Origin of the sequence: Paraburkholderia phytofirmans (assembly GCF_046028095.1) — a bacterium.
Lineage (GTDB): Bacteria > Pseudomonadota > Gammaproteobacteria > Burkholderiales > Burkholderiaceae > Paraburkholderia > Paraburkholderia phytofirmans_A.
The window spans coordinates 193,405-207,311 of sequence record NZ_JAQQDJ010000007.1 but is presented as its reverse complement, the minus strand read 5'-3'; the positions used below and the strand labels follow the sequence as shown (position 1 = coordinate 207,311).

12 protein-coding genes are annotated in these 13,907 nt (G+C 60.6%); 4 read left to right on the top strand and 8 right to left on the bottom strand.

What is annotated here, in order from left to right:
* Positions 1 to 72: 72 nt before the first annotated feature.
* Both PQR54_RS21020 and PQR54_RS21015 read right to left on the bottom strand, forming a co-directional pair.
* On the bottom strand, positions 73 to 267 hold the full coding sequence (locus PQR54_RS21020; protein ID WP_011489640.1) for a hypothetical protein: 195 nt from the start codon (positions 265 to 267) through the stop codon (positions 73 to 75).
* 455 nt (positions 268 to 722) lie between these two features.
* Positions 723 to 1,292: a pseudouridine synthase gene (locus PQR54_RS21015; RefSeq protein ID WP_408248983.1), complete on the bottom strand. Its 570-nt coding sequence runs from the start codon at positions 1,290 to 1,292 to the stop codon at positions 723 to 725.
* Between the two features lie 332 nt (positions 1,293 to 1,624).
* On the opposite strand from PQR54_RS21015, the gene icd reads away from it, so the two are divergent.
* Together icd and PQR54_RS21005 are read left to right on the top strand one after the other, a co-directional pair.
* Positions 1,625 to 2,881 (top strand): NADP-dependent isocitrate dehydrogenase, encoded by a 1,257-nt coding sequence (gene icd / locus PQR54_RS21010; protein ID WP_106314184.1) that lies wholly within the window; start codon positions 1,625 to 1,627, stop codon positions 2,879 to 2,881.
* 276 nt (positions 2,882 to 3,157) lie between these two features.
* On the top strand, positions 3,158 to 3,973 hold the full coding sequence (locus PQR54_RS21005) for a hypothetical protein (protein WP_408248981.1): 816 nt from the start codon (positions 3,158 to 3,160) through the stop codon (positions 3,971 to 3,973).
* Between the two features lie 196 nt (positions 3,974 to 4,169).
* Here the strand turns inward: PQR54_RS21005 and PQR54_RS21000 are convergent, their stop codons facing one another.
* Positions 4,170 to 4,376 (bottom strand): cold-shock protein, encoded by a 207-nt coding sequence (locus tag PQR54_RS21000; RefSeq protein WP_007180614.1) that lies wholly within the window; start codon positions 4,374 to 4,376, stop codon positions 4,170 to 4,172.
* Between the two features lie 552 nt (positions 4,377 to 4,928).
* Between PQR54_RS21000 and clpS the strand changes: the two genes are divergently transcribed.
* Together clpS and clpA are read left to right on the top strand one after the other, a co-directional pair.
* A complete protein-coding gene (gene clpS / locus PQR54_RS20995) occupies positions 4,929 to 5,243 on the top strand; it encodes an ATP-dependent Clp protease adapter ClpS (protein ID WP_012434130.1) in 315 nt (104 codons plus the stop codon).
* Complete coding sequence (gene clpA, locus PQR54_RS20990) at positions 5,240 to 7,537, top strand: ATP-dependent Clp protease ATP-binding subunit ClpA (RefSeq protein WP_201645819.1); 2,298 nt, start codon at positions 5,240 to 5,242, stop codon at positions 7,535 to 7,537. The genes clpS and clpA overlap by 4 nt, the downstream gene beginning before the upstream one ends.
* A 67-nt stretch (positions 7,538 to 7,604) precedes the next feature.
* Here the strand turns inward: clpA and PQR54_RS20985 are convergent, their stop codons facing one another.
* The 5 genes from PQR54_RS20985 to lspA all read right to left on the bottom strand — a co-directional run bounded on the left by PQR54_RS20985 (position 7,605) and on the right by lspA (position 13,905).
* On the bottom strand, positions 7,605 to 10,115 hold the full coding sequence (locus PQR54_RS20985) for a hypothetical protein (RefSeq protein ID WP_408248979.1): 2,511 nt from the start codon (positions 10,113 to 10,115) through the stop codon (positions 7,605 to 7,607).
* 403 nt (positions 10,116 to 10,518) lie between these two features.
* Positions 10,519 to 10,965 (bottom strand): dUTP diphosphatase, encoded by a 447-nt coding sequence (gene dut / locus PQR54_RS20980; RefSeq protein ID WP_408248977.1) that lies wholly within the window; start codon positions 10,963 to 10,965, stop codon positions 10,519 to 10,521.
* Positions 10,966 to 10,978: 13 nt separating this feature from the next.
* Positions 10,979 to 11,998, bottom strand: a complete 1,020-nt coding sequence (locus tag PQR54_RS20975; RefSeq protein ID WP_408248975.1) for an LLM class flavin-dependent oxidoreductase — start codon at positions 11,996 to 11,998, stop codon at positions 10,979 to 10,981.
* Positions 11,999 to 12,073: 75 nt separating this feature from the next.
* Entirely contained in the window at positions 12,074 to 13,288 is a 1,215-nt protein-coding gene (gene coaBC, locus PQR54_RS20970) for a bifunctional phosphopantothenoylcysteine decarboxylase/phosphopantothenate--cysteine ligase CoaBC (RefSeq protein WP_408248973.1), read from the bottom strand.
* A gap of 110 nt (positions 13,289 to 13,398) precedes the next feature.
* Complete coding sequence (gene lspA / locus PQR54_RS20965; RefSeq protein ID WP_106283460.1) at positions 13,399 to 13,905, bottom strand: signal peptidase II; 507 nt, start codon at positions 13,903 to 13,905, stop codon at positions 13,399 to 13,401.
* Between the last annotated feature and the right edge of the window lie 2 nt (positions 13,906 to 13,907).

Below are 13,907 nucleotides of genomic sequence, written 5' to 3'. Positions count from 1 at the left end.
TGCGGTGATCTGCCTTTCAACGCCGTAAGAACGGCAGTGAAGCTGGTTCTTGACTGCGTTTTTACAACAAACTTACTCCGAAGCGCCCGAAGCTGCAGCTGCTGCTGCTGCCTTCTTGTGCGACTTCTTGTGAGCGTGCTTCGTGGTCTTCTTTGCCGACGAAGCTGCTGCTGCCGGAGCTGCCGAAGCTGCTGCCGGTGCCGAAGCTTGTGCGAATGCTGCCGTTGCGAAGAGACCAGCGACCAGAGCGGCGATCAGTTTGTTCATTTTGTGAATCCTCAGCTTTAGTTAATTAACCAAATGACCCGGTTATATATGGAGTCATGTCGGTAAACGTGCCATCCACCTTTCGGTTGACATCCGCATCGACAAATTTTTCGACGCGTCTGCTTTAGCGCTCAGACTGCCCGCACCTACCGCAAGAGCGGCTTGCACAAAGGCCCTTAAGGCTGAATGCCGGATAGCTTTAGGCGGCATCTGCGTCGAATAACGCCTGAGCTCGCGCACCGGTTGACGTGAATTTTGTGGAAAAGTTATATGCGCTTGCGTTGATGCGAATGAGAGACTGCGGCGTACGCGCGCATGCAATTGTTTCACGCGTTTTCACACTAGTTTCACGCGGTCTTTTGTTTGCGGATACAACGAGTTAGCTTATTTCTTTGCAACGTGAAGTGCGGGCTTGCTGTAGATTCGATCGTCACTCGATGAGTGCGTGCTGATGATCACGCGATGCCTTCCCACGGCGCCTTCGGTGGCAATTCGACGCTCTCTCCCGGTTGCAGCCCCAGCGAAAAAATGTCGAGCGCGCCGATGCCGACACGTACTAATCGCAGCGTCGGGAACCCCACCGCGGCTGTCATGCGACGCACCTGCCGGTTCTTGCCTTCGGTGATCGATAGCTCGATCCATGTGGTCGGTATCGCGGCGCGAAAACGGATCGGCGGCGTGCGTGTCCAGAGCGCGTCCGTCGGCTCGACGTATTCCGCGCGGCAGGGCCGCGTCACGTAGTCGCCGAGATCGACACCGCGCGCGAGTTGTTTCAGCGTGGCCGCATCGACGGGGCCTTCCACTTGCGCCCAGTAACGTTTAACAAGCTTGTGACGCGGCTCGGCAATGCGCGCTTGCAATGCGCCGTCGTCGGTGAGAAGCAGCAGGCCTTCGCTGTCGGAGTCGAGCCGGCCCGCGGGATACACGTTGGGCACCTTGACCCAGTCGGCCAGCGACGCGCGCGTTTCATGCGGCGAGAACTGACAGATGGTGCCGAACGGTTTGTTCAAAGCGAGAAGGTGCATAGGAAGAAATAAGAATGGCGTGGCAAGGCTTGCGGCAGCCTGCGCCGCTAAAGCGCTACGAGGCGCCGGGCCGACCGTAAATGGCGGGATAATAAAGCATAATGCGCGACTAGATCCTCGACGTCTTATATAAGACATAAGACTCGTGCGTTGCCGTTTCGCATTCGTCCATGTTGGAAAACCCCGAGCCGTTACCGCCTCGGGGCAGAGTCCGCGTGGGCTAGAATAGCGGCCAGGCCGCTTGCAGTTGTCCGGCATTGCGCGTAGCGAGGAGCGCCCCATTTCGCAGTCTCCCCACCAGCTTTCAGCACAGCCTTCACTGGAGTCCGATCATGCCGTATCAGCACATCAAGGTTCCGACCGGTGGTGACAAGATCACCGTCAACGCCGATTTCTCGCTCAACGTGTCCGATCAGCCGATCATTCCGTATATCGAAGGCGACGGCACCGGCCTCGACATCACGCCGGTCATGATCAAGGTCGTGGACGCCGCGGTCGAAAAAGCATACGCGGGCAAAAAGAAAATCCACTGGATGGAAATCTACGCCGGCGAGAAATCGACCAAGGTGTATGGCCCGGACGTGTGGCTGCCGGAAGAGACGCTGCAGGTGCTCAAGGAATACGTCGTGTCGATCAAGGGCCCGCTCACCACGCCGGTCGGCGGCGGCATCCGCTCGCTGAACGTCGCGCTGCGCCAGGAGCTGGACCTGTACGTGTGTCTGCGTCCGGTGCAGTATTTCAAGGGCGTGCCTTCGCCGGTGCGTGAGCCGGAGAAGACCAATATGGTGATCTTCCGCGAGAACTCGGAAGACATTTACGCCGGTATCGAATGGCCGGCCGAATCGGAACAGGCGAAGAAAGTCATCAAGTTCCTGCGCGAAGAGATGGGCGTGAAGAAGATCCGCTTCCCGGATACGTCGGGGATCGGCATCAAGCCGGTGTCGCGTGAAGGCACGGAGCGTCTGGTGCGCAAGGCGATCCAGTACGCGATCGACAACGAACGCCGCTCGGTCACGCTGGTGCACAAGGGCAACATCATGAAGTTCACCGAAGGCGCATTCCGCGACTACGGTTACGCGCTGGCGCAAAAAGAGTTCGCCGCGGAACTGATCGACGGCGGCCCGTGGATGAAGATCAAGAATCCGAAGACCGGTGGCGACATCGTCCTGAAGGATGTGATCGCCGACGCGTTCCTGCAGCAGATCCTGCTGCGTCCGGCGGAGTACGACGTGATCGCCACGCTCAATCTGAATGGCGACTATGTGTCGGATGCGTTGGCCGCGCAGGTCGGCGGGATCGGTATCGCGCCGGGCGCGAACATGTCGGATTCGGTCGCGATGTTCGAGGCCACGCACGGCACGGCACCGAAGTACGCCGGCAAGGACTACGTGAATCCGGGTTCGGAAATTCTCTCGGCGGAAATGATGCTGCGCCATCTCGGCTGGACCGAGGCCGCGGATCTGATCATCAAGTCGATGGAAAAATCGATTCTGCAAAAGCGCGTTACGTACGACTTCGCACGCTTGATGGAAGGCGCGACGCAGGTGTCGTGTTCGGGCTTTGGCCAGGTGCTGATCGAGAATTTGTGAAGCAGTTCGCGCTGAACTGACGTAGTTCATCTCTGCAACCCCGGCGCCGTGAGGCGGCCGGGGTTGTTTGTTTCTGGCTCGCGCGATGCCGCGAGAAAACGCGCTACGGCTTCGCCGGCGCTCCACCACGAGCGTGATAGGCATTGCGAACCGTTATTGAGATGCCTGCGATGCGGCGTCGGTTAAGTTACGCCGCAGCGAGCGCCCGCTCGCCCGGCGCGAGGCTCGTGCAACCTGGTCCGAGCCTCGGCCGCGTCACTGCATCAAACACAAACGATGAATACGAACCACACCCCCATCGTCGCGAATGTCTACGTCGCCACGCCGAGCTATGGCGCCGTCGTCACCACCGGCTACGCGCTCGGACTTCTGGATCTGCACGAACTGGCGCAGCAATACGGCTTCGGCGTGCGCGTGAACTTCAACAGTTTCGACAGTCTCATCACGCGCGCCCGCAACACCATGGTCGCGGAGTTTCTCGCCGACGATCGCTTTACGCACCTCATGTGGATCGATAGCGATATCGGTTTCAAGGGCGAGGACGTCGTGCGCCTCCTGCGGGCGAACCGTCCGGTCGCGGCCGGCGTCTATCCGATGAAGAACGATGGTTGGCCGGCCGAGGGTCTCGCGCAGCCGCTGCCAGCCGGTTCGACGCGCGCGGACTTCCGGGCGATGCACGCGTCGTATCCGGCCGTGGCGCGCTCCGACACGCTCGAACCGGACGCGGACGGATTTCTCGATGCGCTCGATGCGCCGACCGGCTTCATGCTGATCCGGCGCGAAGTGTTTCTCACGCTAATTCGGGAGTATCCCGAATTGCAATGCCGCTCGCGCTTCGTCGGCCGCCCGGAATTCGACGCGGGCAAGGTGGCGGATTTTTTCTATGCGTTTTTCGACACCGGCATCGATCCCGAGACGCGGGCGTACCTTTCCGAGGACTACTGGTTTTGCCGACTGGTGGCGAGCATCGGCATCACGCCAGCGATCGACGCCCGTTCGAACCTGACACATCAAGGCATTGCGGTGTATGAAGACGATGTCGCCCGTAGTCTGGAACTGCAGCGCGCGATGATGCGCCATACCGCCGCATAGGCGTGGTGCCGGCGCTGCCTGCCGACGCCCGGTGCAAAAGGCCGCGAACGGCCATCATCGCAAAAGCGGAAGGGGGCATTAAACCGGAGTGCTACCCGATATATGGGACGTTCGTTCAATCGGAACGACTAGCTACTGGCGCCCAAAAAAGAAACCCGGCACGAAGCCGGGTTTCAAAGGACGGGTTCGAGCAGTATCAGGCAGGTGCCTGGATGTTCGATGCCTGTTTGCCTTTCGGGCCTTGCACGACCTCGAAGGTCACCTTTTGGCCTTCCTTGAGGGTCTTGAACCCATTCATCTGGATGGCCGAGAAGTGTGCAAACAGATCCTCACCACCTTCGTCAGGCGTGATGAATCCGAAACCTTTTGCGTCATTGAACCATTTGACCGTACCAGTTGCCATTCCAACTTCCCCTGTAACTCATGTCACTACCACGAGCCCTCGAAAAGCTCGACGACCGCGCGATGCAGCCGCTCCCTCCTCACAAGCTCACCATCGGCATTTTTTCGAAATTATGGCGCAGTGAAAAAAGTGCCAGCTTGATTGTTGAGGCTCTTTATTCGGGTGTCAAGAAAATTTTGAGACGCAGTTGAGACGTTGCAAACAGGCACTTTCCAGGGTTTTTCCCGCTTTCGTTATGTGCGGTTGCGCAAGCGGGCCGTCTTGAAAAGTCGCATAATCGACTCACATGCTGTTCTGCGGCGCGCACCGCTCAAGTTGAGGCCGGGCGAGCCGTCAGCCAGTTAAGGCAGGTTGTGCGATACTCGATCCGACTGCGGTGCAACACGACCGCAAGGCATCACAGGATAGGGGCCGGCTCCGCAATCGGCTCGTCGATTTAGCGCACCCATGGCGGGGTAATCCACCCATCAGGCGGTAGCGAACGGGCTCACCGGCCGATCGGCCGGGTTTTGACAGGATTGCGGGCCTGTCCTAGTTGTTTAGAATGGGTGTATGGCGATTATCCCGGACAAGCAGGACGGCACCGTACTGGAGCGGCAGGAGAAAAAGCTCAAGCCGCCATCCATGTACAAGGTGGTGCTGCTGAATGACGACTTCACGCCAATGGAATTTGTCGTGATGGTCGTGCAGGAATATTTCAATAAAGATCGTGAAACCGCAACACAGGTAATGTTGAAGGTGCATCGCGAGGGCAGGGGAGTTTGTGGGGTCTATACGCGGGACATCGCGTCGACCAAAGTCGAGCAAGTCGTTACCCACGCACGGCAGGCCGGGCATCCGCTGCAGTGTGTGATGGAGGAAGCATGATTGCCCAGGAACTGGAAGTCAGCCTGCACATGGCGTTCATGGAAGCACGCCAGGCGCGGCACGAGTTCATAACGGTCGAACATCTTTTGCTGGCACTGTTGGACAATCCAACGGCCGCGGAGGTGTTGCGTGCATGCGCGGCCAATATCGAGGATCTGCGCCAGAACCTGCGCAACTTCATTCATGACAACACGCCGACCGTGCCTGGCACGGACGACGTCGACACGCAGCCCACGCTGGGATTCCAGCGTGTGATCCAGCGCGCGATCATGCATGTTCAGTCCACCTCGAATGGCAAGAAGGAAGTGACCGGCGCCAACGTGCTGGTCGCGATCTTCGGCGAGAAGGATTCGCATGCGGTGTACTACCTGCAACAGCAGGGCGTGACGCGTCTGGACGTGGTCAATTTCATCTCGCACGGCATCGCCAAGACGAGCAGCACGGACGCCGCGAAAGCGAGCGACGCGAATGCCGAGTCCGACGAAGCCGCCGCGCAGAAGGAAACCCCGCTCGCGCAGTTCACCCAGAACCTGAACCAGATGGCGAAAGACGGCCGCATCGATCCGCTGATCGGACGCGAGTCGGAAGTCGAGCGTGTGGTCCAGGTGCTGTGCCGCCGCCGCAAGAACAATCCGCTGCTAGTCGGTGAGGCGGGCGTCGGCAAGACTGCGATCGCCGAAGGTCTCGCGTGGCGCATTACGCGCGGCGAAGTGCCGGACATTCTCGCGGATGCCCAGGTGTATTCGCTCGACATGGGCGCGCTGCTCGCCGGCACCAAATATCGCGGCGACTTCGAACAGCGTCTGAAGACGGTCCTCAAGGAATTGAAGGAACGTCCGCACGCGATCCTGTTCATCGACGAAATTCATACGCTGATCGGCGCGGGCGCTGCGTCGGGCGGCACGCTGGACGCGTCGAACCTGCTGAAGCCGGCGTTGTCGTCGGGCACGTTAAAGTGCATTGGCGCGACCACGTTCACGGAATATCGCGGCATCTTCGAAAAAGACGCGGCGTTGTCGCGCCGTTTCCAGAAGGTCGACGTGACCGAGCCGACCGTCGAACAGACGGTGGCGATCCTGCGTGGCCTGAAGTCGCGTTTCGAAGAGCACCACGGCGTGAAGTATTCGTCGGGCGCGCTGTCGGCGGCGGCTGAGTTGTCGGCACGCTTCATCACGGATCGTCATCTGCCGGACAAGGCGATCGACGTGATCGACGAAGCGGGCGCGGCGCAACGCATCCTGCCGAAGTCGAAGCAGAAGAAGACCATCGGCAAGAACGAGATCGAGGAAATCATCTCGAAGATCGCCCGCGTCCCGCCGCAAAGCGTGTCGCAAGACGATCGCAGCAAGCTGCAAACGCTGGATCGCGATCTGAAGAGCGTGGTGTTCGGGCAAGACCCGGCCATCGATGCGCTGTCGGCCGCGATCAAGATGGCGCGTGCGGGCCTCGGCAAGCTGGATAAGCCGATCGGCGCGTTCCTGTTCTCCGGCCCCACGGGCGTCGGCAAGACGGAAGTGGCGAAGCAGTTGGCGTTCACGCTGGGTATCGAGCTGATCCGCTTCGATATGTCGGAATACATGGAACGTCATGCAGTCAGCCGGTTGATCGGCGCGCCGCCGGGCTATGTCGGTTTCGACCAGGGCGGTCTGCTGACCGAAGCTGTCACGAAGAAGCCGCATTGCGTGCTGCTGCTCGACGAAATCGAGAAGGCGCATCCGGACATCTACAACGTGCTGCTGCAGGTCATGGACCATGGCACGCTGACGGACAACAACGGCCGCAAGGCGGATTTCCGCAACGTCATCATCATCATGACGACGAATGCGGGCGCCGAGGCGATGGGCAAGTCGGTGATCGGCTTCACGAATCGTCGGGAAACCGGCGACGAAATGGTCGACATCAAGCGTATGTTCACGCCTGAGTTCCGTAACCGTCTGGACGCAACGATCAGCTTCCGCTCGCTCGATGAAGAAATCATCATGCGCGTGGTCGACAAGTTCCTCATGCAGCTGGAAGATCAGTTGCACGAGAAGAAGGTCGATGCGCTCTTTACCGACGCGCTGCGCAAGCATCTCGCCAAGCACGGTTTCGATCCGTTGATGGGCGCGCGGCCGATGCAGCGTCTGATCCAGGACACGATCCGTCGTGCACTGGCCGACGAGCTGCTGTTCGGCAAGCTGATGAACGGCGGCCGCGTGTCGGTCGACGTGGATGCCGAAGACAAGGTGCAGTTGACCTTCGACGAGCATCCGGCGCCGCGCAATCCGAATCCGGAAGCGGTGGAAGTCGAGTAAGCGTACGCGGTAGTACTGACAAAAAACGGCGTGGACCTGGTCCACGCCGTTTTTTTTCGAGCTGACGTTATTGATCGAACGTGATCGGCTTGTTCATGTAGGCATTCAGTCTCTGTCTTGCCCAGGGCTCCGGATTACCGATTGCGGAAACGATGCCGGTCGTTGCGCCACCGCCGAGCAGCACGGTGAAGATGCCTCGCAACGGGAAGTCGGTGTACAGAGGGCTCGAAACGTCGAATGGTTCGGAGCGGATGAACATGTCCTCGGCGGTGGCACCCATGCTTTGCTGGAATGCATCCGGGAACTGCAACGCGAGAATGACGGGATGTACATTGTGGTAGTTGGAGCCGATTGCAGGATCGCCCAGCAGACAACTCCCGCCCGTGCCCCAATGTTGAGAGTCGAAATCTGTCGCGACCGGGTCGGTCGTGTTCGGAATGCGGCTCGCGGGCATCTGCCATGGCATCACCGGCAATTTGAGCGCGCGGCTGACTCCCTTGCAGAAATCGAAGTAGCGATCCCATTCGCGAGGGCCGTAGCAGTAGCCGTTCACGTAGGCGCGTTGCGTGAAGTCGTCGGCTTCGTAGCGGTCGATCGCCAGGAAGTCGGGCGCGTAGGGCGCATTGTAGACGCCGAGGCTCGTCACATAGTCTGCAGTCCGTTGCGCCATCTCAGCTGGGTCGATGTTGCCGTCGTAGATCCACTCCGAGTAGCCGACACCCCAGAGATTGATCTGCCAGCCGAATGTCACGCTCGGCGCGACCGTGCGCGTCAGCCAGTTTACTGCGAGCACGTAGCCCGCAATGGTCTCGCTGATGTCGACAGGAATGGCGGCCGTGATCGACCAATGGTCGAGCGCTCGCTGTAACGGCTCGCGCACTGGCATCGAGTAAGTCGCCCCGTAGTTGGCTTGCTGGCAAGCGCCCAGAAAGTCAGGGTTCACGATAAAGCCCGCGGGGACCGGGTGCTCGCTGTCGACGGCCTCCGTCGCGATGTTGAGCGCAAGAATGTAGTTGGAGAAACTGTGCGCGTGAGCGTCGGCGTTGGCGAGGATGGTGGGCGTGTCGCCGAGAGACAGATTGCAGGTGTACGACACCATGACGGGCAAGACCGGCTGAACGTTGCCCAGTTGGGTTTCGACATTGCGAGCTAGCGCAAGCGTCGCTCGGGTTTGCGGGTCGTCGGTCAGGTAGACGGACGAATCGCCCGCGCCGTCGGTGCCGGCGTAGTCGAAGACCGAAGTCGCGCGTGCGGCAGCGAAGTCCGCCTGATTGGACGGCGTCAGGTTGGCGCAGCCGCCGAAGCACAGGTAGGCGGGAAAGCCGCGCACACGGAGATTTGCCGATGCCTCGATCGTCACGTCGAGTTCGGCGCTGCCACTGCCTGGCACGCTCAAAAGCGACGGCGTCTCGACCGCGTAGACGACGCTGGTGTTGAGGAAATCGTTGGCCACTACGGTGTAGTCACCCGGCTGAACGAGGGCCGAGAAAGCGGTCTGTTGCGATGTTGCCGTGACGTTCTGCAGATAGTTCATGCTGCCGCCGGTCAGCCGCAACGGGATCTGCCGGTCGAGCGGATCATCGGCGGTGACATTGATCGCGACCCTGGCGTACCCGGTGGTGTCGACGTTTCTCGCCTCCACCATGGAATTGTCGATGGCTACGGTCTGCAGTGCGTTCGTCAGCGTGACAAGCGGTACGTTGAACGAATAGTCGACGTTGTCGAGTGCGACGTTCTGAATCGACACTCGTGCCGTGCCCGACGGCGGCAACTTGCGCAAAGAAGTCACCTGGTTGGTCGTCGTGGTGAACACGATCAGCGTTTCGCCTGTCGTGCTGTCGGTCAATGTTACGTTGAGTGTTTCAGTTGATAACCCGGATAGCGGTCCAACCGAGATATCTAGCGCGCAATAGTATTCAACGGGGGCGAATGTCACCCCGAGCGTGGCCGTCGCGCCAGCCACGACGTCGATCGTGCTGCGGTCGATCACAAGCGGCGCTATGACGGTCTGATCGCTTGTGCTGACACTGTCGCCCTTCACCGCGTAGGTTCCTTGGTCGACGGTGATGCTGCTAGTGGCCCCGTAGCCAAGCGGCATCGTAACGCCTGCGTTCCCTCGCGTTAGAGTGAGGACGGGCGCAATGCCAGCGAGCGCCGGATCCGGCGCGGGCGCGCAAGTTACGGACACCGTGCCGGTGATGGCCGGCGCCTGGTCGGCGGCGAACACGAATGAATCGAGCCAGGTTTGCGAGTCGGTCAAGAGATCGCCGTTCACGCCGATCGTAATCTGGTCGGCCGGTTGCATCGTATAGCTGGTCGTGTAGGGGATCGTGGCCGTGACATCGAAGGTGCCGTCGCCAATCTGCGTGGTGTCCGCGGTGATGTCGCCGATGACCCACGTGCTATACGACGGCTGGATAGCCGTTGCGTCCAGATTGGCCGGCGAGCGAAAGTTGAACTCGAGGAACTGGTTGACGGTGACCGCGCTACCGTCTTCATAGCGCAAGTTGGAAACGATGATCGTGCCATACCATTCATTAGCGCCTGAACCAACGATCGCATCATATTTGATCTTCATACTAGCTCCATTCAGCGTAGACCGGCGAACACCGAGCGCCCGCATGGGCTAAAAATAGTTCTGTCCGGATGGTTGATTATCAGTAATACGTTAAAATTAATACGTATGCCTAAATAAAAAGCCTGATATAAGAATGTGATTTCGGTCTTTAGCCTCCTGCGTTTGCGTGGATAGGGGTGGGAAGGGCGAGTAGTAAGACGGCCGAATGTCGATTGGTTTATTAGGCCGATTGAATCGTTAGTGCTGTTGATTGATTTATAGGTGGTGGATGGTCATGTCCAAATGGGACAAGTCCGAATTTGAAATCTGCCGCTCGCGAAAGGCGCGAGGGATGTGAGAAGGGAAGAAGAGAGCCGTGCTGGTTTAAGTTCATTCAGCACGGCTTCAGGCAAACGTGCCGGACTTAATGCTTGCCTGTGCTGCCGAAGCCGCCGGCGCCGCGGTCGCTGGTTTCAAAATCGTCGACGATTTTGAACTCCGCTTGCACGACCGGCACGATCACCAACTGCGCAAGACGTTCCATCGGATTCAACACGAATGTGGTCTCGCCACGGTTCCACGTCGAAATCATCAGTTGACCCTGGTAATCAGAATCGATCAGGCCGACCAGATTGCCCAGCACGATTCCATGCTTATGCCCCAGACCCGAGCGCGGGAGAATCAACGCGGCATAGCCCGAATCGCCGACGTGAATCGCCAGACCCGTCGGCACCAAAGCGGTTTCGCCGGGCTTCAGCGTCAACGGTTCGTCGAGGCACGCGCGCAGGTCGAGGCCCGCGCTGCCGGTGGTGGCGTAAGCCGGGAGCTGATCGCGCATGCGCGCGTCGAGGATCTTCAGGTCGAGTTTCATGCAGGTTCGAAGGTTAAGAAGTGGAGGCCGGGCGTTCGAGCTGGAACGCTTCGGCGAGAAGTTCATAGGAGCGCAGACGGGCGCGGTAGCTGCCCGCCACGGTGAGCACGATCAGTTCGTCGGCGTCGAACTGTTCCTGCAACGAGTGCAAGCGCTCAGTGACCGTTTCCGGCGTGCCGATGATACTGCGCGGCTTCTCACGATCGATCACCAGACGCTCGCGCTCGCCGTATTCCTGCGTGACGCCCTGTTCGATCGTCGGGATCGGTTCGTTCAGGCCGTAGGCCATTTGCACGCGGCGCAGATCGACGGCTTTTTCCAGATCGGCCGCTTCCTGTTCGGTGTCGGCGCAAATCACGAACACCGCGGCCGCCAGATACGCTTGTTGAATGTCCTGGCCGGCCTTGAAGCGCTCACGATACGCTTGCGCGACCTGATGCCCGAAATGCGCGTTGATGAAGTGCGCAAACGCGAAGGGAATGCCGAGCTGCGCCGCCAGCAAGCCGCCGAATTCGCTCGACCCGAGCATCCACACCTGCGGACGCGTATCGATTTGCGGCTGCAGCAGCACGCCGCTCGCAATGTGATCGGCGGGCAAGGTGCCGTGCATCAGCCCAAGCAGATCGGCCACCTGCTGCGGAAAAATATCGCCGCGATTGTAGGCTCCGGCAGCGACCGCTTGCGCCGTGTGCATGTCGCCGCCCGGCGCGCGTCCCACGCCCAGATCGATGCGATTGGGGAACAGCGCTTCGAGCATCATGAATTGCTCGGCGACCTTGAACGGGCTGTAGTACGGCAGCATCACGCCGCCGGAGCCGAGCCGGATGTGTCGAGTGACGCTGCCGAGGCGCGCGAGCATCACCTCAGGACAAGGGTTCGATACGCCGCGCAAACCGTGGTGTTCGGCGCACCAGTAGCGCGTGTAGCCGAGGTCGTCGGCGAGTTGCGCGAGTTCGACCGTGGCGGCAATCGCATCCGCCACCGAGTGCCCGGAAATCACCGGCGTTTGATCGAGTACGGAGAGTCGCGTCATGTCAGTACCGCTCCAGATGATTCCGTTCACCAACGCGACCCGCGGCGACCGCATTCAAGTGGCCGCCGGAATCGCTCAGCGAATCAGACTTGTGTCGGGCAGACGCTTCGCGATCTCCGCGATCAGCGCGCGCGCGAGCGTCTGCTTGTCAGCGCGTGGCAGCTTCGTCGCGCCGCCTGCTTCGAACAGGATCACCTCGTTGTCGTCGAGGCCGAAAGTCAGCGGGCCGAGATTGCCGATCAGAAGCGGTACGTTTTTGCGGACCCGCTTTTCTTCGCCGTGAACTTCCAGATCGCCGCTTTCCGCGGCGAAACCGACTGCGAACGGCGGGTGCGGCAGCTTCGCCACCGAGGCCAGAATGTCCGGATTTTCAACGAAGGAAAACGTGGGCAACGCACGCTCCGCAGTCTTCTTGATCTTGTGCTCGCTGGCGTGATCGACACGCCAGTCGGCCACCGCGGCCACGCCGATAAAAATGTCGGCGTCCGCGACCGAGCGCATTACCGCGTCATGCATCTGCTGCGCGGTTTGCACGTCCTGGCGATACACGCCCCACGGCGTTTCTAGCGCGACGGGGCCGGCGATCAGATGCACCTCGGCGCCGGCCTGCTGCGCGGCGCGCGCCAGCGCGAAGCCCATCTTGCCGCTGGAGCGGTTGGTGATGCCGCGTACCGGGTCGAGCGGTTCGAACGTCGGCCCGGCGGTCAGCAGCACGCGCTTGCCGGCGAGGATTTTCGGCGCGAAGAACGAGGCGATCGCTTCGTAAGTGGCCGCGGCTTCGAGCATGCGGCCATCGCCGACTTCGCCGCACGCCTGAGGGCCGGAATCGGGCCCGAGTACTTCGATGCCGTCCGCGCGCACTTGCGCGACGTTGCGCTGCGTGGCCGGGTTCTGCCACATCTGCCGGTTCATGGCCGGCACGACCAGCAGCGGACAATCGCGGGCGACACACAGTGTGGACAGCAAATCGTCGGCCATGCCGTGCGCAAGTTTGGCGAGGAAGTCGGTCGAGGCGGGCGCGATCACGATCGCATCCGCTTCACGCGACAGATCGATGTGCGCCATGTTGTTCGGCACGCGTCCGTCCCACTGGCTCGTGTAGACCGGGCGGCCCGAGAGCGCCTGCATGGTGACGGGAGTGATGAACTGCGTGGCCGCTTCGGTCATGACGACCTGCACGGTGGCGCCGGCCTTGGTCAACAGGCGCGTGAGTTCGGCAATCTTGTAGCAGGCAATGCCGCCCGTCATGCCGAGGACGAGGTGTTTTCCTGCGAGTTCTGCGGTTGCCAACGAAAGCCTCCGACAAAGCGTGGTGGCGGGCAGCGAGGCGTTGCGCCCCGCCGCCGCGTCTTTCAAAGCGTACTTGCGCGCAAACGTCAGCGCGCAGTCAGCGTGTGCCGTTAGCGCGAGCCGCGTACGCGCCGCAACTCGTCGAGCACCAGCAGCACCGCGCCGACGGTAATCGCGCTGTCGGCGAGATTGAACGCCGGCCAGTGCCACGTGCGCACGTGGAAATCGAGGAAGTCGATCACGTGGCCATACGCGAGCCGGTCGATCACGTTGCCGAGCGCGCCGCCGAGAATCAGCGCGAGCGCCGTACAGAACATTTTCTGCCCGCCGTGACGCTTGAGCAGATAGCAGATCACCAGCGCGGCCACCACGCCGAGCGCGGTGAACGCCCAGCGTTGCCAGCCGCCCGCCATGGCGAGGAAGCTGAATGCCGCGCCGCGGTTGTACACGAGGATCAGGTTGAAAAACGACGTGACCTCATGCGCGACACCGTAGGCGAATACCTTCTGCACCGCGATTTTCGTCAGCTGATCGAACAGGATGACGATCAGCGCGACGCCCAGCCAGGGCGCCAGCGAACCGTTCGCAGCAGATGTTTTCGACGCGGTTTTCGACATGG

Coding starts and splice junctions, on each gene's coding strand:
- lspA (WP_106283460.1), bottom strand. CDS start 13,905: ATGTCGAAAACCGCGTCGAAAACATCTGCTGCGAACGGTTCGCTGGCG.
- clpS (WP_012434130.1), top strand. CDS start 4,929: ATGGCGATTATCCCGGACAAGCAGGACGGCACCGTACTGGAGCGGCAG.
- dut (WP_408248977.1), bottom strand. CDS start 10,965: ATGAAACTCGACCTGAAGATCCTCGACGCGCGCATGCGCGATCAGCTC.
- PQR54_RS21000 (WP_007180614.1), bottom strand. CDS start 4,376: ATGGCAACTGGTACGGTCAAATGGTTCAATGACGCAAAAGGTTTCGGA.
- PQR54_RS21005 (WP_408248981.1), top strand. CDS start 3,158: ATGAATACGAACCACACCCCCATCGTCGCGAATGTCTACGTCGCCACG.
- clpA (WP_201645819.1), top strand. CDS start 5,240: ATGATTGCCCAGGAACTGGAAGTCAGCCTGCACATGGCGTTCATGGAA.
- icd (WP_106314184.1), top strand. CDS start 1,625: ATGCCGTATCAGCACATCAAGGTTCCGACCGGTGGTGACAAGATCACC.
- PQR54_RS21015 (WP_408248983.1), bottom strand. CDS start 1,292: ATGCACCTTCTCGCTTTGAACAAACCGTTCGGCACCATCTGTCAGTTC.
- PQR54_RS21020 (WP_011489640.1), bottom strand. CDS start 267: ATGAACAAACTGATCGCCGCTCTGGTCGCTGGTCTCTTCGCAACGGCA.
- PQR54_RS20985 (WP_408248979.1), bottom strand. CDS start 10,115: ATGAAGATCAAATATGATGCGATCGTTGGTTCAGGCGCTAATGAATGG.
- PQR54_RS20975 (WP_408248975.1), bottom strand. CDS start 11,998: ATGACGCGACTCTCCGTACTCGATCAAACGCCGGTGATTTCCGGGCAC.